Source organism: Oerskovia enterophila (assembly GCF_044748475.1).
Classification (GTDB): Bacteria; Actinomycetota; Actinomycetes; order Actinomycetales; family Cellulomonadaceae; genus Oerskovia; species Oerskovia enterophila.
Genome location: NZ_JBIVFZ010000002.1, coordinates 635,109 through 654,597, shown reverse-complemented (window position 1 = coordinate 654,597; position 19,489 = coordinate 635,109). Strand labels below are relative to the sequence as shown.

The 19,489-nt window shown below is 71.2% G+C and carries 20 protein-coding genes; 15 read left to right on the top strand and 5 right to left on the bottom strand.

The window, feature by feature from the left end; genetic code table 11:
- Positions 1 to 12 precede the first annotated feature (12 nt).
- The 5 genes from lysS to mshA all read left to right on the top strand — a co-directional run bounded on the left by lysS (position 13) and on the right by mshA (position 4,751).
- Positions 13 to 1,524, top strand: coding sequence for a lysine--tRNA ligase (lysS, locus tag ACIPWA_RS07445; RefSeq protein ID WP_056646549.1), 1,512 nt, complete (start codon positions 13 to 15; stop codon positions 1,522 to 1,524).
- Positions 1,525 to 1,604: 80 nt separating this feature from the next.
- Complete coding sequence (locus ACIPWA_RS07440; protein WP_068626860.1) at positions 1,605 to 1,799, top strand: hypothetical protein; 195 nt, start codon at positions 1,605 to 1,607, stop codon at positions 1,797 to 1,799.
- 91 nt (positions 1,800 to 1,890) lie between these two features.
- A complete protein-coding gene (locus tag ACIPWA_RS07435) occupies positions 1,891 to 2,226 on the top strand; it encodes a histone-like nucleoid-structuring protein Lsr2 (RefSeq protein WP_400289203.1) in 336 nt (111 codons plus the stop codon).
- Between the two features lie 105 nt (positions 2,227 to 2,331).
- Positions 2,332 to 3,486, top strand: a complete 1,155-nt coding sequence (locus tag ACIPWA_RS07430; protein WP_400289201.1) for a lactonase family protein — start codon at positions 2,332 to 2,334, stop codon at positions 3,484 to 3,486.
- A 29-nt stretch (positions 3,487 to 3,515) separates the two neighbouring features.
- On the top strand, positions 3,516 to 4,751 hold the full coding sequence (gene mshA, locus ACIPWA_RS07425; protein WP_400289656.1) for a D-inositol-3-phosphate glycosyltransferase: 1,236 nt from the start codon (positions 3,516 to 3,518) through the stop codon (positions 4,749 to 4,751).
- Positions 4,752 to 4,860: 109 nt separating this feature from the next.
- Here the strand turns inward: mshA and ACIPWA_RS07420 are convergent, their stop codons facing one another.
- On the bottom strand, positions 4,861 to 5,298 hold the full coding sequence (locus ACIPWA_RS07420; RefSeq protein WP_400289199.1) for a nitroreductase family deazaflavin-dependent oxidoreductase: 438 nt from the start codon (positions 5,296 to 5,298) through the stop codon (positions 4,861 to 4,863).
- Positions 5,299 to 5,423: 125 nt separating this feature from the next.
- Between ACIPWA_RS07420 and ACIPWA_RS07415 the strand changes: the two genes are divergently transcribed.
- On the top strand, positions 5,424 to 6,161 hold the full coding sequence (locus tag ACIPWA_RS07415; protein ID WP_056646553.1) for a phosphoglyceromutase: 738 nt from the start codon (positions 5,424 to 5,426) through the stop codon (positions 6,159 to 6,161).
- 176 nt (positions 6,162 to 6,337) lie between these two features.
- Here ACIPWA_RS07415 and phoU read toward each other — a convergent pair whose 3' ends face one another.
- Positions 6,338 to 7,006, bottom strand: coding sequence for a phosphate signaling complex protein PhoU (phoU, locus tag ACIPWA_RS07410; RefSeq protein WP_056645233.1), 669 nt, complete (start codon positions 7,004 to 7,006; stop codon positions 6,338 to 6,340).
- A 179-nt stretch (positions 7,007 to 7,185) separates the two neighbouring features.
- Between phoU and ACIPWA_RS07405 the strand changes: the two genes are divergently transcribed.
- Both ACIPWA_RS07405 and ACIPWA_RS07400 read left to right on the top strand, forming a co-directional pair.
- Positions 7,186 to 8,514, top strand: coding sequence for a sensor histidine kinase (locus ACIPWA_RS07405; RefSeq protein WP_400289196.1), 1,329 nt, complete (start codon positions 7,186 to 7,188; stop codon positions 8,512 to 8,514).
- The gene (locus tag ACIPWA_RS07400) at positions 8,511 to 9,215 is read left to right on the top strand and encodes a response regulator transcription factor (RefSeq protein WP_056645236.1); all 705 of its coding nucleotides are present in this window, start codon (positions 8,511 to 8,513) and stop codon (positions 9,213 to 9,215) included. The genes ACIPWA_RS07405 and ACIPWA_RS07400 overlap by 4 nt, the downstream gene beginning before the upstream one ends.
- Positions 9,216 to 9,358: 143 nt before the next feature.
- On the opposite strand, the gene ACIPWA_RS07395 is transcribed toward ACIPWA_RS07400, so the two are convergent.
- Positions 9,359 to 11,293 carry a BCCT family transporter gene (locus ACIPWA_RS07395; RefSeq protein WP_400289192.1) on the bottom strand — a complete coding sequence of 645 codons (1,935 nt, stop codon included), beginning with the start codon at positions 11,291 to 11,293 and terminating at the stop codon, positions 9,359 to 9,361.
- Between the two features lie 372 nt (positions 11,294 to 11,665).
- Between ACIPWA_RS07395 and pstS the strand changes: the two genes are divergently transcribed.
- The 4 genes from pstS (at position 11,666) to pstB (ending at position 15,804) form a co-directional block, all read left to right on the top strand.
- On the top strand, positions 11,666 to 12,754 hold the full coding sequence (pstS, locus tag ACIPWA_RS07390; RefSeq protein ID WP_056761374.1) for a phosphate ABC transporter substrate-binding protein PstS: 1,089 nt from the start codon (positions 11,666 to 11,668) through the stop codon (positions 12,752 to 12,754).
- A 133-nt stretch (positions 12,755 to 12,887) separates the two neighbouring features.
- Positions 12,888 to 13,871, top strand: a complete 984-nt coding sequence (gene pstC, locus ACIPWA_RS07385) for a phosphate ABC transporter permease subunit PstC (RefSeq protein WP_056645239.1) — start codon at positions 12,888 to 12,890, stop codon at positions 13,869 to 13,871.
- Positions 13,871 to 14,959: a phosphate ABC transporter permease PstA gene (gene pstA / locus ACIPWA_RS07380; protein ID WP_056645240.1), complete on the top strand. Its 1,089-nt coding sequence runs from the start codon at positions 13,871 to 13,873 to the stop codon at positions 14,957 to 14,959. Before pstC ends, pstA begins: the two co-directional genes overlap by 1 nt.
- Positions 14,960 to 15,024: 65 nt before the next feature.
- Positions 15,025 to 15,804 carry a phosphate ABC transporter ATP-binding protein PstB gene (pstB, locus tag ACIPWA_RS07375; RefSeq protein ID WP_056645242.1) on the top strand — a complete coding sequence of 260 codons (780 nt, stop codon included), beginning with the start codon at positions 15,025 to 15,027 and terminating at the stop codon, positions 15,802 to 15,804.
- Between the two features lie 131 nt (positions 15,805 to 15,935).
- Here the strand turns inward: pstB and ACIPWA_RS07370 are convergent, their stop codons facing one another.
- Together ACIPWA_RS07370 and ACIPWA_RS07365 are read right to left on the bottom strand one after the other, a co-directional pair.
- Positions 15,936 to 16,457 carry a hypothetical protein gene (locus tag ACIPWA_RS07370; RefSeq protein ID WP_400289189.1) on the bottom strand — a complete coding sequence of 174 codons (522 nt, stop codon included), beginning with the start codon at positions 16,455 to 16,457 and terminating at the stop codon, positions 15,936 to 15,938.
- A 226-nt stretch (positions 16,458 to 16,683) separates the two neighbouring features.
- Positions 16,684 to 17,169, bottom strand: a complete 486-nt coding sequence (locus ACIPWA_RS07365; protein WP_400289187.1) for a hypothetical protein — start codon at positions 17,167 to 17,169, stop codon at positions 16,684 to 16,686.
- Positions 17,170 to 17,549: 380 nt separating this feature from the next.
- Between ACIPWA_RS07365 and ACIPWA_RS07360 the strand changes: the two genes are divergently transcribed.
- The 3 genes from ACIPWA_RS07360 (at position 17,550) to ispF (ending at position 19,466) form a co-directional block, all read left to right on the top strand.
- Positions 17,550 to 18,032 (top strand): CarD family transcriptional regulator, encoded by a 483-nt coding sequence (locus ACIPWA_RS07360; RefSeq protein WP_030144079.1) that lies wholly within the window; start codon positions 17,550 to 17,552, stop codon positions 18,030 to 18,032.
- Between the two features lie 187 nt (positions 18,033 to 18,219).
- A complete protein-coding gene (ispD, locus tag ACIPWA_RS07355) occupies positions 18,220 to 18,957 on the top strand; it encodes a 2-C-methyl-D-erythritol 4-phosphate cytidylyltransferase (RefSeq protein WP_056645248.1) in 738 nt (245 codons plus the stop codon).
- Complete coding sequence (gene ispF / locus ACIPWA_RS07350) at positions 18,954 to 19,466, top strand: 2-C-methyl-D-erythritol 2,4-cyclodiphosphate synthase (RefSeq protein WP_056760584.1); 513 nt, start codon at positions 18,954 to 18,956, stop codon at positions 19,464 to 19,466. The genes ispD and ispF overlap by 4 nt, the downstream gene beginning before the upstream one ends.
- Positions 19,467 to 19,489: the final 23 nt, after the last annotated feature.

Sequence of the window (19,489 nt, the reverse complement as noted above, 5' to 3'; positions counted from 1 at the left end):
GAGACGCCCGTCGTGCCCACCGCCCCGGTGCCCGTCGACGAGTCCGACGACCTCCCCGAGCAGCTGCGGGTCCGGCGCGAGAAGCGTGAGCGCCTGCTGGCGCAGGGCGAGGAGGCCTACCCGGTCTCGGTCCCGCGCACGCACACGATCGCCCAGGTCCGCGCGGCGTACGAGCACCTGGAGAGCGGCCAGGAGACCGACGACGTCGTGGGCGTCGCCGGTCGTGTCGTGTTCCTGCGCAACACGGGCAAGCTCTGCTTCGTCACGCTCCAGGACGGTGAGGGCAACCGCCTCCAGGTCATGCTGAGCCAGGCCGTGGTGGGCGAGGAGTCGCTCGCCGCGTTCAAGGCCGACGTCGACCTGGGGGACCACCTGTTCGCCCACGGGCGCGTCATCAGCTCGCGCCGCGGTGAGCTGAGCATCTTCGCGGACGAGTGGAAGATCGCCGCGAAGTCGCTGCGCCCGCTGCCCGTGCTGCACAAGGAGCTCTCGGAGGAGAGCCGGGTCCGTCAGCGCTACGTCGACCTCATCGCCCGCCCTGCTGCGCGCGACATGGTCCGCCTGCGCGCGGGTGTGGTGCGGTCGTTGCGCGAGAACTTCCACGAGCGCGGCTATCTCGAGGTCGAGACGCCCATGCTGCAGACCATTCACGGCGGTGCGGCGGCCCGCCCGTTCACGACGCACATGAATGCGTTCGACATGGAGCTGTATCTGCGCATCGCCCCCGAGCTCTTCCTCAAGCGTGCGGTCGTGGGCGGTGTCGAGCGCGTGTTCGAGATCAACCGCAACTTCCGCAACGAGGGCGCCGACTCGACGCACTCCCCGGAATTCGCGATGCTCGAGGCGTACGAGGCGTACGGCGACTACAACACCATGGCCGAGCTGACCCAGAACCTGGTGCAGCGTGCCGCCCTGGACACCTTGGGAACCACGGTGGTCGAGCTTCCGGGCGGTGAGGAATACGACCTCGGCGGTGAATGGGCGCAGCTCAAGATGTACGACTCGCTGTCCGAGGCCCTGGGCGAGGAGATCACCCCGGAAACGCCGGTGGAACACCTGTCCAAGATCGCGGACCGCCTCGAGATCTCCTATGACACCAAGCGTGCCGGTCACGGCAAGCTCGTCGAGGCGATCTGGGAGCACCTCGTGGGCGACCACCTGTATGCACCGACATTCGTCCGTGACTTCCCGGTCGAGACGTCTCCCTTGACCCGCGACCACCGCACCGTCAAGGGGCAGGTCGAGAAGTGGGACCTCTACGTCCGCGGTTTCGAGCTGGCCACGGCTTATTCGGAGCTCGTCGACCCGGTCATCCAGCGTCAGCGTTTCGAGGCGCAGGCGCTCCTGGCGGCCGCGGGCGACGACGAGGCCATGCGTCTCGACGAGGACTTCCTCACAGCGATGGAGTACGCGATGCCTCCGTCGGGTGGCATGGGCATGGGGCTGGACCGCCTGCTGATGGCGCTGACCGGCCACGGCATCCGCGAGACGATCCTCTTCCCGCTGGTCAAGCCGGCTCAGTAGCCTCCCGCCGGCTCCGTGGGTGCCGGGTGCGTCGCGGGCGACGTACCCGGCACCCGCAGGTCGGTCGTAGACTGGCGGGCATGACTGATTTCTGGCCGGCCGTCTATGCGCTGATCCCGTCGGTCGGGGTCGGTATCCTCTTCTTTTTCGCGATGCGCGCCATCATCCGTTCGGACCGCACGGAACGCCTCGCCATGGCCGAGCTCGACGCCCAGGCGGATGCGGCAGAGCGCCAGGAGCGGGCCGCACAGGAATCGTCGACGACTTCTCGCTAGCCGGACACGCTGCTTTCGCTTTGACGTGATTCCATGAGAATGGCACACTTCGAGATACCAGCATCAATTCTCGAAGACGCGAGGTAGCACAGTGGCACAGAAGGTTCAGGTAATTCTCGTCGACGACGTCGACGGTGGGTCTGCCGACGAGTCCGTGACGTTCGCCCTCGACGGCGTCTCCTACGAGATCGACCTCAGCTCGGCGCACGCCGAGGAATTGCGTGAAGCATTCTCGAAGTGGGTCGGTCACGCTCGCAAGGTCACGCGTGGCGCTGCTCGTCCGGCCACCAAGAAGGCACGTTCCTCTGCTGCCGGCCCGTCGCGTGCGACGGAGATCCGTGAATGGGCCCGGAACAACGGCTACACGGTGAGCGAGCGCGGTCGTATCTCGGCCGACATCCAGCAGGCATTCGACGCGGCGAACTGAATTCGCCGACGTCTTCCCTCAGGGGCGTCCTGACCGGTTCTCCGCAGTGCGGAGGCCTGGTCAGGGCGCCCCTGACACATGTCCGGGTGCTACTAGGCTCTGTGCATGACTTCTACCTCGTCGGCGCCCGTGGCTGCCGCGACCTCTCGGACCCTGTGGCTCGGCACGTACCCGGACGGGGCGGACGCAGGGAGCGGCGAGGGGATCTGGCGTCTCGAGGTCGACGCCGCGACGGGTGAGCTGGGCGAGCCTGCACTGGTCGCGGTCACGCCGTCGCCGTCGTTCCTCGCGCTCGACCCGGCCGGTACCCGGCTGTACGCGGTCACGGAGACCGAGCACGGTGCCGTGAGCGGGTTCGCCCTCACGGCGGACGGCGGGCTCGACCCGTTGGGCAGCGTGCCCAGCGGCGGCTCCTACCCGTGCCACGTCGTGGCGGTCGACGGAGCCCTGTGGGTCACCAACTACGGTGACGGCACGTTCGCGGTGCTGCCGCTCGACGCCGACGGTGCTCCGACCGAGGCGCTGCGGCTCGGGCACCAGGGCACGGGACCCGACGCCGACCGCCAGGAGGGGCCGCACGCCCACTTCGTCGGGGCCGTCGCGGGGGACCCGGTCGTGGTGGATCTGGGGACGGACGAGCTGCGCGCCCACCCGCGCACGGTCGGCGACCTGCGCGCCCAGGTGGAGGGCGGCGTGCCCGCGCGCGTCGTCGCCACGTTCCCGGGCGGTGCGGGCCCGCGCCACTTCGCGGTCCTGCCCGGCGCCGCCGGTGTCGACGGTGCTCCTGCTGCCCTGTTCGTCGCGACCGAGCTCGACGCGCGGGTGTACGTCCTGGTCCCGGCCGTGGACGGCTCGTTCGAGCTCGCCGGCTCGGTCCCCGCGACCGCGGCCCCGCTGCCCGAGGGTGGCCGCAGCTACCCGTCGCACGTCGCGCTGAGCGCGGACGGCTCGCGCCTGTTCGTCGCGATCCGCGGGGCGGACGTGCTCTCGACGTTCGCGGTCACCCGCACGGTCACGGAGCCCGACGGCGCCGCTCCCGTCCTCGAGCACCTCGCCGACACCCCGCTCGGCGGGGCGTGGCCGCGGCACTTCGCGGTGCTGGCTCCTGCGGCCGACGGGACCCCCGAGGCCGACCTGGTGGTCGTGGCGAACCAGAACTCGTCCAACCTCACGGTCCTGCGGATCGACCGGGCGGACGGCGCGGGCACGCTCGTCGACGAGCTCGCGATCCCCGTCCCGGCCTGCGTCGTGGAGGCCTGAGCGCCGTGAAGGAGTCCCCGCGCATCGCGATGCTCTCGGTGCACACCTCCCCGCTCGATCAGCCCGGGACCGGTGACGCGGGTGGCATGAACGTGTACATCACCGAGCTGTCGCGGGCGCTCGCGCGGCGCGGGGCGAAGGTCGAGATCTTCACGCGCGCGACGTCGTCGGCCCAGCCTCCCGTGGTCGAGGCCGAGGACGGCGTCCTGGTGCGCCACGTCGTGGCCGGTCCGTTCGAGGGGCTCGACAAGAACGACCTGCCGGGGCAGCTCTGCGCCTTCACGGCCGGGGTCCTGCGGGCCGAGGCGCGGCGGGACGCCGGCTGGTACGACGTGGTGCACACGCACTACTGGCTCTCGGGGCAGGCGGGCTGGCTCGCCGCGGACCGCTGGGACGTACCGCTCGTGAACTCGATGCACACCATGGCGCGCGTGAAGAACGCCGCGCTCGCGCCGGGCGACGCCCCGGAGCCGCTCGGCCGGATCATCGGCGAGGAGCAGGTCGTCGCGGAGGCGGACGCGCTCGTGGCGAGCACGCCCGAGGAGTTCAAGGACCTCGTCGACCAGTACGGGGCGGACCCTGCGAAGGTCCATGTCGTGCCGCCGGGCGTGGACCTGGACCTGTTCTCGCCCCCCGCGCCGGGGGAGACCAAGGAGGCGCTGCGTGCGGCGCTCGGGCTCCCGACGACGGGCAGGCTCGTGCTCTTCGCCGGGCGCGTCCAGCCGCTCAAGGCGCCCGACGTCCTGGTCCGTGCGCTCGGCGTCCTCGCGGACCACGACGAACCGCTGCCGACCCTCGTGGTCCTGGGCGGCGCGAGCGGTCGCCTGACGGCCGTGCGCGAGCTCGAGGCGCTGGCCTTCCAGATGGGGGTCGCCGACCACGTGATCGTGCGCCCGCCCGTGCCGCGCGAGGAGCTCGTGCGCTACTACCGGGCCGCGGACGTGGTCGCGGTGCCCTCGCACAACGAGTCGTTCGGGCTGGTCGCGGCCGAGGCGCAGGCGTCGGGCACGCCCGTGGTCGCCGCGGCCGTGGGCGGGCTGCGGACGGTCGTCGAGGACGGAGTGTCGGGGATCCTGGTCCCCGACCACAACCCGTGGACGTGGTCGCGCACGCTGAGCGACCTGCTGGCCGACGACGCGCGACGCGCCGGGCTCGCGACCGGCGCCCGGCGCGTGAGCGAGCGCTACGGCTGGGACGCGACCGCCGAGGCCATGCTGTCGGTGTACGCGCAGGCAGCCGAGGTGCGGGCCGCGCGACCGCGCTGACGGGGGAGCCGGTCGGCGGGGGCGACGGCCCGGCCCTCTGACGCCGTCGCCGGGCCGCTCCCGTCCGGGGCACCCTGCTCGGCCGGGCGCCCCCCGACGTCCGCTCCGGTCAGCCCCGGCGCTCGAGCACGAACACCGGGATCTCGCGGTCCGTGCGCTCCTGGTAGTCCGCGTACGGCGGGTACGCCTCGACCGCGCGCTTCCACCACAGGGCCTTCTCCTCGCCCGTGACCTCGCGCGCCGTGTAGTCGTGGCGCTCGGGGCCGTCCTGGAGCTCGACGTGCGGGTCCGCCACGAGGTTGTGGTACCAGACGGGGTGCTGGGGCGCTCCGCCGAGCGAGGCCACGACGGCGTAGTCGCCGTCGTGCTCGACGCGCATGAGCGGGGTCTTGCGGATCTTCCCGCTCTTGGCGCCCAGGGTCCACAGGATGACGACGGGCATCCCGTTCATGGTCGTGCCCTGGGTCCCGCCCGAGCTCTCGTAGAGCTCGGTCTGCTTGCGCGCGCGGTCGTTGGGGCTCGGTGCGTACTCTCCGGTGATCGGCATACCGAGTGCAACGCGTGGCGCGCGTCACCATTCCCGAGCAGGTGATTTCCCGTTCCGTAGATGTTCGGTGACCATTTCCCGGGACAGCGCTGCCACGGCCGCTGCGGTACGGGATGATGGTCACCATGACCTACACCCTCGTGCTGCTCCGCCACGGCGAGAGCGAATGGAATGCCAAGAACCTGTTCACCGGCTGGGTGGACGTCGCACTCTCGGAGAAGGGCGTCGAGGAGGCGAAGCGCGGAGGCGAGCTCCTCAAGGAGGCCGGCATCCTGCCCGACGTCGTCCACACCTCCCTCCTGCGTCGCGCGATCACCACGGCGAACCTCGCCCTGGACGCCGCCGACCGTCACTGGATCCCCGTGAAGCGCTCGTGGCGCCTCAACGAGCGCCACTACGGTGCGCTCCAGGGCAAGGACAAGAAGCAGACGCTCGAGGAGTTCGGCGAGGAGCAGTTCATGCTGTGGCGTCGTTCCTACGACGTGCCGCCGCCCGCGATCGAGAAGGGCTCGGAGTTCTCGCAGGACGCCGACCCGCGCTACGCGGGCGAGCCCGAGGTCCTCACCGAGTGCCTCAAGGACGTCCTCGAGCGTGAGATGCCCTACTGGGAGTCGGACATCATCCCCGACCTCAAGGCCGGCAAGACCGTCCTGGTCGCCGCTCACGGCAACTCGATCCGCGCGATCGAGAAGTACCTCGACGACATCTCGGACGAGGACATCGCGGGCCTGAACATCCCCACGGGCATCCCGGTCGTGTACGAGCTCGACGAGAACTTCAAGCCGATCGTCAAGGGTGGCACGTACCTGGACCCGGACGCCGCGGCAGCCGCGGTGGCCGCGGTCGCGAACCAGGGTCGCTGACCTCGACGCACAGACGCGAACGCCCGACGGCGCCGCTCCCCTCGCGAGGGGAGCGGCGCCGTCGGGCGTTCATGGTGCGGGGGAGACGTGCGTCCTGGTGCTCGACGCCGGGAGAGACGTCGCCGGCCCCTCGCTGCCGAGCACGCGGTCGGCGGCGGGAGGGACCCGGGGGACGGCTAGGCGCGCGCGGCCTGCCCGCGGTCGTCCGCGAAGTCGCCCGTGACGAGGAACGTCACGCGCTTGGCGATCGAGACGCCGTGGTCGCCGAACCGCTCGTAGTAGCGGCCCACGAGAGTCACGTCGACCGTCTCCTGCGGGGTGCCCGTCCAGTCCGGGCCCAGGATCGCCGCGAACGTGTCCTGGTGCAGGTGGTCGAGCAGGTCGTCGTCGCGCTCGACGTTCGCCGCGACCGTCAGGTCGCGCGTCGTCAGGAGCGTCGTGGTGCGGCGCGCGACCCGGGTCGCGGCGTCGTGCATCTGGGCGAACGTCCCCTCCAGCAGGGGGTGGATCGCGTGCGCCGGGTAACGGCCCCGCGCGACCTGGGCGACGTGACGTGCGAGGTCGCCCATGCGCTCGAGCGTGGCGCTCATGCGCAGCGCGCTCACGACGACACGCAGGTCGGTCGCGACCGGCTGCTGCTGCGCGAGCAGCAGGACGCAGCGCTCGTCGAGCTCGCGCTCGAGCGCGTCGATCGCGTGGTCGGACGCGATCACCGACTGTGCGAGCTGGAGGTCTGCAGTGAGCAGCGCCGTCCCCGCCCGACTGATGGCAGACTCGACCAAGCGACTCATCTCGGCAAGGTCGTCACCGACCTGCTTGAGCTCGGCCTCGAAGATTTCCCGCATCGCATCCCTTTCATGGTGACCAGCAACCCCCACCATGTCAGGCCAGGTGAACGGGGAGGTGAACGGTCAGGTGAACGACAGGACGCCGCCAGGTGAACTCTTGGACGCGCGGTGACCGAACCGTCCCGGAACGGCCAGGAACGGTCGGGCGCGGCCGTCTCCGACCGTACGCTGGAGCCGTGGAAGGAATCCAGGAGGGCGTCGGGCTGCTCGTCGCCGGGGTCATCGGGCTGCTCGTCGGCGTGTTCGCGACGCTCGCGTTCCGGTTCAGCGAGCGCAGCACGCACCGCATGCCCGACGGCGAGGCCCCCGAGCTCGACGAAGGGCTCGTGCGCGTGCTCGCGGTGCTGCGCTCGGCCGCCGTGGTCCTCGACAGCGAGGGCGAGGTCGTGCGGGCGAGCCCGCCCGCCTACGCCCTGGGCGTGGTGCGGGGCGACGCGGTCGTGCACGCCGCGATCCTCGACATGATCGCCGAGGTCCAGCGCGACGGCGTGATCCGCGACGAGGAGCTCGAGCTCCCGCGCGGCCCCGTCGGTCGCGGCATGGTCATGCTCCAGGTCCGGGTCGCGCAGGTCGGACCGCACCACATCCTCGTGCTCGCGGAGGACCGGACCGAGGCACGGCGCATCGACGCGATCCGCCGCGACTTCGTCGTCAACGTCTCGCACGAGCTCAAGACGCCGGTGGGCGCGCTCGCGCTGCTCGCCGAGACCGTCCAGGACGCGGCGGACGACCCGGTCGCGGTCCGCCGCTTCACGGGGCGCATGCAGCAGGAGGCCACGCGCCTGTCCGCGCTGGTCCAGGAGATCATCGAGCTCTCGCGCCTCCAGGTCGCCGGCGCGCTCCAGGCCGTCACGACCGTGCCCGTGCGCGGCGTGGTCGAGGAGTCCGTCGACCGGGCGCGCACCAACGCCCAGGGCAAGGGCATCGTCCTGACGGTCGGTGGAGACCTCGACGCGGTCGTCTACGGCGACCACGCGCTGCTCGTGACCGCGGTCCGCAACCTGCTCGACAACGCGGTCGCCTACTCGGGCGAGAACACGCGGGTCGGGGTCGGCGTGAGCGTCGTGGGAGACCTCGTCGAGATCGCGGTCGTCGACCAGGGCATCGGGATCTCCGAGGGCGAGCAGCAGCGCGTGTTCGAGCGCTTCTACCGGGTCGACCCCGCGCGCTCGCGCGACACGGGCGGCACGGGTCTGGGCCTGAGCATCGTCAAGCACATCGCGGCGGACCACGGCGGCGAGGTGACCATGTGGTCCGAGCCCGGTCGCGGTTCGACGTTCACCCTGCGTATCCCCGCGGCGGACCCGACCGCGGTGGAGGCCGCGTCGTCGGGCGCCGACGGCACTGAAGGCACTGCCGGCGCTGCCGGCGCTGCCGGCACCGAGAGCACCCCCGGACCCGAGGGCCAGGCCCCGACCGACGTCGCCGCCCCCTCCGGGGCGGGCGACCCACAGACCGATCCCTACCCCGGCACGTCCCCCAGAACCAAGGAGGTGGGTGCGTGACGCGCATCCTGGTCGTCGAGGACGAGGAGTCGTACCGCGACCCTCTGACCTACCAGCTGGCCCGTGAGGGCTTCGACGTCGTCGAGGCGGCCACGGGGCCCGAGGCTCTCGCCGCCTACGACGCGGGCGGTGCGGACCTCGTGCTGCTCGACCTCATGCTCCCCGGCCTGAGCGGCACCGAGGTGTGTCGCGAGCTGCGGCAGCGCGGCAACGTACCTGTCATCATGCTCACGGCCAAGGACTCCGAGATCGACAAGGTCGTGGGGCTCGAGCTCGGGGCCGACGACTACGTGACCAAGCCCTACTCGTTCCGCGAGCTCCTCGCGCGCGTGCGCGCCGTGCTGCGGCGCCAGGGCGGCGCGGAGGCCGCCGCGGGCGAGCCCGAGGACGACGGCGCGCTCGAGGTCGGTCCGGTCAAGATGGACGTCGAGCGGCACACCGTCTCGGTGCACGGGGAGCTCGTCTCGTTCCCGCTCAAGGAGTTCGACCTGCTCGAGCTGCTGCTGCGCAACGCGGGGCGCGTCCTGACGCGCGGGCAGCTCATCGACCGTGTGTGGGGGGCCGACTACGTGGGGGACACCAAGACCCTCGACGTGCACGTCAAGCGCATCCGCTCGAAGATCGAGCCGGACCCCGCGACCCCGCGCTACCTGCTCACGGTCCGCGGGCTCGGCTACAAGGTGGCCGACGGCGAGTCGTAGGACCGGCCTGCTCCGGGTGGTCGCTGCGGGTCAGGCGGCTCGGAGGTGCTGGTCGGACTGCTGTGCCCGGAGGTGCTGGTCGGACTGCTGTGCCCGACTGGGCCCGGCAGTGCTGACAGTGCCGGGGACGGTGGCGCCCGACCTCAGGGACCGCTCGTCCCGCCCGGCTCGGTGCCTCTCGACCCGGTGCCGCTCGGACCGGCGGGCCCGCTCGGCCCCTCACGGTCCGCCCTGCGCCGCGGCCGCCCGCGCAGGGGGCCGCGGCGCTCGGGCGTCCGCTGCTCGTCGGCGGGCCTCGGCGGCCCAGGGACGTCGCTGCCGTAGAGCTCGTCCCACTGCTCGGAGATGGTCTCGGTCACGCGGCGCGTGACGTGCTGGGTGAGGACCAGGCGGGCCTGGGCCCGTTCGGCCCGCAGGATCGCGCTGTGCTCCTCGCGCAGAGCGATCACGGTCGACAGGGCCATGCCGATCATGACGACCGAGAACGGCAGCGCGATGAGGATCGCAGCCGTCTGCAGAGCGGTGAGCCCACCCGAGATCAGGAGGGCCATCGCGAGGAGGCCGGACAGCACGGCCCACAGGATGCGGTTCCAGACCGCGGGGTGCGGGTCGCCACCCGAGGTCAGCATCCCGACGACGAACGAGCCCGAGTCGGCCGACGTCACGAAGAACACCCCGATGAGCACGATCGCAAGCACGGTGAGGACCGGGCCGCCCGGCAGGTCGCCCAGGAGCTGGAACAGCACGGTGTCGGTGTCGACGCTCCCGTCGGCGCCTATGAGCCCGCCGTCGCCGAAGATCTGCCGGTAGAGCGCCGAGCCGCCGAAGATCGAGAACCACAGGAACGTCACGAGCGTGGGGACCAGGAGGGTACCCATGACGAACTCGCGGATGGTGCGCCCGCGCGAGATGCGCGCGATGAAGACGCCCACGAACGGGGCCCACGAGATCCACCAGCCCCAGTAGAAGATGGTCCACGACGACTGCCACTCGAGCCCGGCGTCGCCCTGGAAGGCCGTGGTGTCGAACGTCAGGCGGATGACGTTCTGGAGGTAGTACCCCATGGACTGCACGTAGTCGCGCAGGAGGAACAGCGTGGGGCCCACGACGAGCACCGTGAGGGCCAGGACGCCGGCCAGGACCATGTTGCCGTTGGACAGCCACTTCATGCCGCGCCCCAGGCCCGAGGCGACCGAGAGGGTCGCGACGGCTGTGATCCCGATGATGAGGCCGATCTGGAGCGCCAGGCCCGGCTCGGCGACGTTCAGGAAACCGAGCCCGGCCCCGATCTGCAGCACACCGAAGCCCAGCGAGGTCGCGACACCGAACACGGTGCCCAGCACCGCGACGACGTCGACCACGTCGCCCAGGCGGCCCTTGACCCGGTCGCCGAGCAGGGGTTCGAGGGCCCACCGGATCGAGACGGGGCGCCCCTTGCGGTGGATCGCGTAGGCGAGCGCGAGGCCCGCGACGACGTAGATCGCCCAGGCGTGCACGCCCCAGTGGAGGTAGCTCTGTCCCATCGCGGCCTGCGCGAGGGCCGCCGGGTCGCCCGTGACGCCGGGCTTGGGCGACGCGTAGTGCGTCAGCGGCTCGGCCGCTCCCCAGTACACGAGCCCGATCCCCATGCCGGTCGCGAACAGCATCGCGAACCACACGGGCAGCCGGAACAGCGGGGTCTCGTCGTCCTTGCCGAGCACGATGTCGCCGAAGCGGCTCAGGCCCATCCACAGCGCGAAGATGACGAACCCGGCCACGATCAGCACGTAGTACCAGCCGAACGCTCCGATGACGTCGGCCTGGAGCGTGCTCAGGACAGCGGTCGTCCCGTCGGTGAAGACCATCGCGAGCAGGACGAACAGCAGGATGAGCCCCGCGGCGGGGTAGAAGACGCGGGGGTACATGCGCCCGGGCGGCACGGGGACCTCGACGGCCACGGCCGCGGTGACGTTGTCTGCTCCAGCCTCCGTGCCCGACGCCGGGGCGGGAGCGGAGGAGGAGGCGCTGTCGCCCGCCGGCGCGGTCTCGTCCTCGCTCGCGCCGCTGCCGGGGTGATCGCTCGTGCCGTCGTCGCTCACGCGAGGTCTCCTGACGTTCGTCCGTGCGGGTCGTGCGATGCCCGTGAGCGAGGGGCCGACGACGTGCAGGTGCCGGCTCGGTCTGCTCGACGACCTGTTCCTGCCAGCGTTCCCGACCTGCCGGGATGAGGCAACCGCTGGCTCCCGGGAGGGGCCGCGGAAGCCCCTGCCGCGGGGGTTTATCCACAGGCCGCAAGAGTCTGTGCACTGTTCATCTGTCGTTCACCCGGACAACCGGAGCACGTCACCCGGCCTGCTTAGCGTCGTTGTTGTCACCGGCGCTCGCTGGTGCCGCCCCCGCGTTGAACAGGATGGAAGAAGAGAGTGAAGCTCAGCCGATTCACCCGCGCAGGTTCCGCAGCAGCCGTCGGCATGCTCGCGTTGACGTTGGCAGCGTGCGGCTCGAACAGCACCGACTCCGGTGGCGACGCCACCACTGATGGCGCAGCGAGCGGCTCGACCGAGGACCTCACGGGCACGCTCGCCGGTGCCGGCGCCTCGTCCCAGGAGAAGGCCGTGGCCGGCTGGATCGCCGGCTTCGGCGACATCGCCCCCGGTGTGACCGTCAGCTACGACGCGGTCGGCTCCGGCGGAGGCCGCGAGCAGTTCCTGTCCGGCGCGACGCAGTTCGCCGGTTCCGACGCCGCCCTCAAGGAGGACGAGCTCGCGACCGCGACCGACCGCTGCTTCGGCGGCGAGGCGATCGAGGTCCCGCTCTACATCAGCCCCATCGCCGTGATCTACAACCTGCCCGGTGTCGACACCGAGCACCTCCAGCTCTCGGCCGAGACGCTCGCGAAGATCTTCAACCGCGAGATCACCACCTGGAACGACCCGGCGATCGCCGCGGAGAACGAGGGCGTCGAGCTCCCCGCGACCGCGATCATCCCCGTGAACCGTTCCGACGAGTCCGGCACCACGGAGAACTTCACCGAGTACCTCGCGGCCGCCTCGAACGGTGCGTGGCCGCACGAGGCCAGCGGCGACTGGCCTCTGTCCGGCGGTCAGTCGGGCCAGGGCACGCAGGGTGTCGTCGACACCGTCACGGGTGCCGAGGGCGCCATCGGGTACGCCGACGCCTCGCGTGCCGGTGACCTGGGAACGGTCGCGATCAAGGTCGGCGAGGAGTACGTGCCGTTCTCGCCCGAGGCCGCGGCCAAGGTCGTCGACGCCTCGCCGCGTGCAGCGGACGCGACCGACAAGCGCCTCGTCGTCGAGATCGACCGCACCACGACCGAGGCCGGCGCCTACCCGCTGGTCCTCATCTCCTACTCGATCGCGTGCGACACCTACGACAAGGCCGAGGACGCCGCGAACGTCAAGGCGTACCTGACCTACGTCGCCAGCGAGGAGGGCCAGGCGCGCGCTGCCGAGGCCTCCGTCGCCGGCTCCGCCCCGATCTCGAGCGCGCTGCGCACCGAGGTCCAGGCAGCGCTCGACTCGATCACCGTCAAGAGCTGATCGAAGAGCTGCACACGGTCGTACACCCAGGGGCGGGTCGCGTCGAGGCTGTCAGCCCGGCGCGGCCCGCCACGGGCGCGTGACCCCCGGATCGTCGTCCTACCACCGCCGCACCTCAGTCATCGGAGCATCAGTGGCCGTCACCTCTCCTCCCTCCACCCGAGCCGGGCTCGGGTCCGAGCCCCAGGTCCCCGCGACCAAGGGCGGCCTGGCCGGCCGGGTCTTCGCCGGCCTGTCGACCGGCGCCGGGATCCTCATCCTCGTGGTCCTCGCCGCGGTGGCCGTGTTCCTCGTCATCGAGGCGTGGCCCGCGCTGACTGCCAGCCCCGAGGAGCTCCAGGAGATCTCCTGGTTCAAGGCGGACTCGCTGCTCGCGTACGTCGGTCCGCTCGTGTTCGGGACGCTGCTCGCCTCGATCCTCGCGCTCGCGATCGCGGTCCCGGTCTCGGTGGGCATCGCGCTCTTCATCTCGCACTACGCGCCCCGGCGCCTGGCGCAGGGGCTCGGCTACCTGATCGACCTCCTCGCGGCCATCCCGAGCGTCGTGTACGGCCTGTGGGGCGCCCTGTGGCTGCTCCCGATCCTCAACCCGTTCTTCACGTGGCTGAGCGGGACCCTGGGCTTCATCCCGCTGTTCGCGGGATACCAGGCCCCGGCCAAGAACATCATGTCGGCCTCGATCGTCCTCGCGGTCATGATCCTGCCGATCATCACGGCGGTCTCGCGCGAGGTGTTCCTCCAGACCCCGGTGCTCCACGAGGAGGCCTCCCTGGCCCTCGGGGCGACGCGCTGGGAGATGGTCCGCATGGCGGTCCTGCCGTTCGGTCGCTCGGGCGTGATCAGCGCCTCGATGCTGGGCCTCGGCCGCGCGCTCGGCGAGACCATGGCCGTGCTCATGGTCATCTCGCCCGGGTTCCTCTACTCGCTGTTCCTCCTCAAGCCGGGACAGCAGCAGACGATCGCCGCGAACATCGCCTCGAAGTTCCCTGAGGCGAGCGGCCTCGCGGTGAGCACCCTCATCGCGACGGGTCTCGCGCTGTTCGTCATCACGTTCGTCGTCAACATGATCGCGCGCTGGATCATCGCGCGCCGCAAGGAATTCTCGGGAGCGAACTGATGACGGTCACCGACCTCACCCCCGCCACGCCCGGCGTCCCCGACGGCTCGGGCACCCTCCAGCTCGTCGCGACGCAGAAGCGTCTGCCGCGCTGGGCGCCGTGGGCCTTCGCCGCGGGCGGCGTGCTCGTCGCTCTCGGCATCCTCGCGATCACGGGCACCCCCACGATCGCGGGCGTCCTGGGGCTGGGCGCCGTGCTCTACGCCCTGGGCCTCACAATCACCTCGCGCGTCGTCGAGGGCGCCCGCTGGGCCACCGACCGCCTCGCGACCACGCTCGTGACCTTCGCGTTCCTGCTCGCGCTGATCCCGCTCGTCTCGCTCCTGTGGATCGTGGTCACGCGCGGCGCGAAGCTCTTCGGGGCGACGTTCCTGTCGACCGACATGGTCGGCGTCTACGGCGACATGACGAGCGGCGGGATCTGGCACGCGATCGTCGGCACGCTCCTCATCACGGGCGCGGCGACGGTCATCTCCGTCCCGATCGGCCTGCTCACGGCGATCTACCTCGTCGAGTACGGGCGCGGCGCCCTGGCCCGCTGGATCACGTTCCTCGTGGACGTCATGACCGGCATCCCCTCGATCGTCGCGGGTCTGTTCGCGTTCTCGCTCTTCACGCTGATCTTCGGCCCCGCGTACCGCGCGGGGATCATGGGGGCGGTCGCGCTGTCGCTCCTCATGACCCCGGTCGTCATCCGGTCGGTCGAGGAGATGCTGCGCCTGGTCCCCAACGAGCTGCGCGAGGCCTCGCTCGCGCTGGGCGTGCCCAAGTGGCTCACGATCGTCAAGGTCGTCCTGCGGACCTCGATCGCGGGCATCGTCACGGGCGTCATGCTCTCGATCGCCCGGGTCATCGGGGAGACGGCCCCCCTGCTCCTCACGGTCGGTCTCATCACGCAGGTCAACTGGGACCTCTTCGACGGTCGCATGGCGACCCTCCCGGTCTTCGCCTACCGCCAGTACGAGCAGGGCGGCGTGGGGATCGACCGGGCCTGGGCCGCGGCCCTGACCCTGATCCTGATCGTCATGCTGCTCAACCTGATCGCGCGCCTCATCAGCCGCCTGTTCTCGCCCAAGACCGCTCGCTGAGCCGAGCCCAGCAGTCGAGCCGGACCGCGCACCTCGCGCGACCGGCCACCGGAAGGAAGCACATCATGTCCAAGCGAATCGACGTCTCGGACCTCAACGTCTACTACGGGGACTTCCTCGCCGTGGAGGGCGTGACCATGGCGATCGAGCCGCGCTCGGTCACGGCCCTGATCGGCCCCTCGGGCTGCGGGAAGTCGACGTTCCTGCGGACGCTGAACCGCATGCACGAGGTCATCCCGGGTGCGCACGTCGAGGGCAAGGCCGTCATGGACGGCCAGGACCTCTACGCGCCCGACGTCGACCCGGTCGCGGTGCGTCGCCAGGTCGGGATGGTCTTCCAGCGCCCCAACCCGTTCCCGACGATGTCGATCAAGGAGAACGTCCTGGCGGGGGTCAAGCTCAACAACAAGCGCATCTCCAAGTCGGACGCGAACGACCTGGTCGAGTCCTCGTTGCAGGGCGCGAACCTCTGGAACGAGGTCAAGGACCGTCTCGACCGCCCGGGCTCCGGGCTGTCCGGCGGCCAGCAGCAGCGCCTGTGCATCGCCCGTGCGATCGCGGTGCGCCCGCAGGTGCTCCTCATGGACGAGCCGTGCTCGGCGCTCGACCCGATCTCGACGCTCGCGATCGAGGACCTCATGTCCGAGCTCAAGGACGACTACACGATCGTGATCGTCACGCACAACATGCAGCAGGCGGCCCGCGTGAGCGACCGCACGGCGTTCTTCAACATCGCGGGCACGGGCAAGCCGGGCAAGCTCGTCGAGATGGGCGACACGGCGACGATGTTCTCCTCGCCGTCGGTGCAGGCGACCGAGGACTACATCTCGGGTCGCTTCGGGTGATCGGTGCGGCCCCGGCGCGAGGTGTCAGGGGCACGGCCTCCTGAGGTCCGCGGGGGGCACCCCGGGCGAGATGCACGACGGCGAGGCTCCCCTCCTGGGTGAGCCTCGCCGTCGTGCACGTGGGGCAGGGATCAGATCGCGGAGCCCTTGAGACTTCCGGTCGTCGGCTCGGTGCCTGCGGTGATGACGCACTGGATCACGCGGTCGTCCTGGGTCTCCCATCCGCCCTGGAGCGGGTACATGTGCCAGATGTCGAGCGAGGACTCCTCGTAGCTCAGTCCGACGAAGCCCTCGAACTCGGCGAGGCAGAACTCCTCGGTCTGCGCAAGTATCGCCTCCTCGCCGGGGTAGTCCCCGGCTGCGAGCTCCTTCTCGGCGTAGAGCTCGTCCGTGTGCGGGTCGGTGCACGGCACGACGGGCATGGACGTGACCTCGAACGACTCCTCGTCCGCGACCGGCTGGTTGCCGCAGTCGCCGAGCTGGAGCGAGAACACGTCCGCGTCGGAGGCCGCGGTGACCTCGCCTCCTGGCTCGTCGCGCTGGGCCTCTTGCGGGCCGAGGATCGCGCTGCAGCCGGAGACGAGGAGACTCGACGTGAGGAGGACTGCGCCGACCGCGAGGGAGCGGGCGGGGCGGAGGTGGGCAAGAGCCACGGGCGTGCCGTTTCTACGAAGGGGGAGGCCACGACGGCCGATCCCGATGGCGGGATGCTATCGGGAGCCGCCGACACGCGTCAGGGTGATTTCTCCGGTTCGTCCCAGGAGGGAAGCATGACGGCGAGGCACCCCTCCTGGGGGCGCCTCGCCGTCATGCACCGCTCGTCGCGCGGACGGGCACCGGACCCGCCCGTCGTGCGGAGGCCGGGCCGTCAGCCGCGGATCAGGGCAGGTAGTCCTCGTACTCCGGCAGGAGACCGTTCAGGACCGGGACCTCGGCGGTCTGGGTCTCGCCCGTGCTCGACGTCAGGGTCACCGAGATGGTGCCGCCAGGCGGCACGTCGATGTTGCCGAACTGCGCCTCGAAGCCGTTGTCGACGCCCAGGTAGACCGTCTCGCCGGCCTCGAGGGGCACGTCGATCGGGTCGGTCCCCTCAGGGGCGACCGTGATCTCGACGGGCTCGTCGGAGTCGTTGGCCATGCCGCCCAGCAGCGTGCCGGGCTCGCCCTCTGCGGCCGAGATGATGAGCAGGTTGAGCCCGCGCACCTCGTCGGTGAGGTTGATGCGGACGCCGTCGGACGGCGAGTAGGCGATGTCCGTCGTGATGGGCGAGCAGGCCGACACGGCGAGGACGCCCGCCACGATCGCGGGGATCGCGAGCACGAGCGATCGCCGAGGCGTGGTCAAGCGGGACGGGGTGCTGGTCACGTGCGCTCCAATGTGCTGCGGGCAGTCTCGGTGTGCGACGGGTGGGGCCGGTGCTCGGCGCCCGGGCGCACATGACCACAGCCTAGTCGCTCCGGCGGACGCACTGCTCGGGCAGCGCGGGGGACGGTACGAGGGGGCATGCCCGCGGGCGCCCGGTCGCTGCGCAGGGGGTGGCCTCGGGCGTCTCCCGCGCTGCGGAGACGTGCGCCCCAGGGGCTCACGGGACGCGTGAACCGCTCGTGAACGGCATCGATCGCCAGGGTGCGGCGGGCGTGAGCAGCGGAATCACGGGGCTCTCGCGGGCCGCGAGCGAGGCGAGGGCTCGGAATCGCAGGGGCCCCCGTGGTAAGATCGACCTCCGCGAAAGGGGACATCTGCAGATGACGTTCACAGTAGGCGAGACCGTTGTCTACCCACATCACGGTGCCGCAAAGATCGAAGAGATCAAGACCCGCACCATCCGCGGGGAGGACAAGATCTACCTGAAGCTGAAGGTGGCTCAGGGCGATCTGACGATCGAGGTCCCGGCGGACAACGTCGACCTGGTGGGCGTCCGCGACGTCGTCGGCCAGGAAGGTCTCGACAAGGTCTTCGAGGTTCTTCGCGCACCATACACGGAAGAGCCGACCAACTGGTCGCGCCGCTACAAGGCCAACCTCGAGAAGCTGGCCTCGGGCGACGTGATCAAGGTGGCAGAGGTCGTCCGCGACCTGTCGCGTCGTGACGCAGACCGCGGCCTCTCGGCCGGGGAGAAGCGCATGCTCGCGAAGGCTCGACAGATCCTGGTCTCGGAGCTTGCCCTGGCCGAGCACACCGAGGAGGACAAGGCCGAGGCCATCCTCGACGAGGTCCTGGCTTCCTGAGCCGCGAACTCACCACGTACCACCGACGACGCACGGGCTGCTGGCAGCCCGTGCGTCGTCGTCTGTGGGCCCCCGGCCTCGCTGGGCTCCCGACGACGGCGCACCCTGCAGGGCTTCCTGACCCGACCGATCGTCTCGGCCGCGGGCCGACGACGGTCCACGAGCCGAGATCGTCTACCGTGACATCGTGACGACCCTCGCCATCCTGACCGCCGCCGGCTCCGGCACGCGCCTCGGTTTCGATCTCCCCAAAGCCCTGGTCCCGCTCCGTGGACTGCCCCTCGTGCTGCACGCCGCGCGCCGCCTCACCGCGTCGGGTGTGGTCGACGCGCTGGTCGTCACGGCCCCGAACGGGCTCGTGTCCGCGATGTCGGACGTGCTCGAGCACGACCCGCACGTGAGCGTGCCCGTCGTCGTCGTCGCGGGTGGAGCCACGCGCCAGTCGTCCGTGGCCGCCGGGCTCTCCCGCGCGCGTGCGGACGTCGACGTGGTCGTCGTGCACGACGCGGCCCGCCCTCTCGCCCCGGCCGCCATGATCCGACGCATCGTCGAGACCGTGCGCGAAGGCCACCAGGCGGTCATCCCGGGGGTGCCGGTCGTCGACACGATCAAGGTCGTCGCACCGCGCGACCCGCAGCACGGTCTCCCGGACGGCGTCGACCGGGTGGCCTCGACCCCGGAACGCACCCTGCTGCGGGCCGTGCAGACGCCCCAGGCGTTCGACCGGGCGCTGCTCGTGCGCGCGCACGTGGCCGGGGCCGCCCGGGCCCGGACCGAGGCGACCGCGGCGACCGACGACGCGAGCCTGGTCGAGGCGCTGGGCGAGGAGGTCTTCGTGGTGCCCGGTCACGAGCTCGCGATGAAGGTGACGACCGCGCGGGACTTCTACTACATCGAGAAGCTGCTCACCGAGGACGCCCGATGAGTGCACACGGAGGACGTCCGACGAACCTGCCCCGCACCGGGATCGGGACCGACGTGCACGCGTTCGCGCCCGAGGGGCAGGAACGCGACCTGTGGCTCGCTGGGCTGCACTGGCCGGGCGAGCGGGGGCTGGCCGGGCACTCCGACGCCGACGTCGCGGCGCACGCTGCCGCTGACGCGCTCTTCTCCGCGTCCGGGCTGGGCGACCTCGGGTCGAACTTCGGGACGAGCGCGCCCGAGTGGGCCGGGGCGAGCGGGGCGTCGCTGCTCGCCGAGGCCGCGCGCCGGGTCCGCGCCGCGGGCTTCGAGATCGGGAACGTCGCGGTCCAGGTCATCGGGAACCGTCCCCGCCTCGGGCCCCGCAGAGCGGAGGGGGAGGCTGCGCTGAGCGCCGCCGCCGGGGCGTCCGTGACGCTCACCGCGACCACCACCGACGGGCTGGGGCTCACGGGCCGCGGCGAGGGCGTGGCCGCGCTCGCGACCGCGCTCGTGGTCCGCGTCGACGGCTAGCCGCACCGACCGGCTCGAGAGGG

Bases quoted from the DNA above. Each gene is read 5' to 3' on its own strand.
- ACIPWA_RS07440 (WP_068626860.1), top strand. From the start codon at position 1,605: ATGACTGATTTCTGGCCGGCCGTCTATGCGCTGATCCCGTCGGTCGGG.
- ACIPWA_RS07430 (WP_400289201.1), top strand. From the start codon at position 2,332: ATGACTTCTACCTCGTCGGCGCCCGTGGCTGCCGCGACCTCTCGGACC.
- mshA (WP_400289656.1), top strand. From the start codon at position 3,516: ATGCTCTCGGTGCACACCTCCCCGCTCGATCAGCCCGGGACCGGTGAC.
- ACIPWA_RS07420 (WP_400289199.1), bottom strand. From the start codon at position 5,298: ATGCCGATCACCGGAGAGTACGCACCGAGCCCCAACGACCGCGCGCGC.
- ACIPWA_RS07415 (WP_056646553.1), top strand. From the start codon at position 5,424: ATGACCTACACCCTCGTGCTGCTCCGCCACGGCGAGAGCGAATGGAAT.
- phoU (WP_056645233.1), bottom strand. From the start codon at position 7,006: ATGCGGGAAATCTTCGAGGCCGAGCTCAAGCAGGTCGGTGACGACCTT.
- pstS (WP_056761374.1), top strand. From the start codon at position 11,666: ATGCTCGCGTTGACGTTGGCAGCGTGCGGCTCGAACAGCACCGACTCC.
- pstA (WP_056645240.1), top strand. From the start codon at position 13,871: ATGACGGTCACCGACCTCACCCCCGCCACGCCCGGCGTCCCCGACGGC.
- pstB (WP_056645242.1), top strand. From the start codon at position 15,025: ATGTCCAAGCGAATCGACGTCTCGGACCTCAACGTCTACTACGGGGAC.
- ACIPWA_RS07360 (WP_030144079.1), top strand. From the start codon at position 17,550: ATGACGTTCACAGTAGGCGAGACCGTTGTCTACCCACATCACGGTGCC.
- ispF (WP_056760584.1), top strand. From the start codon at position 18,954: ATGAGTGCACACGGAGGACGTCCGACGAACCTGCCCCGCACCGGGATC.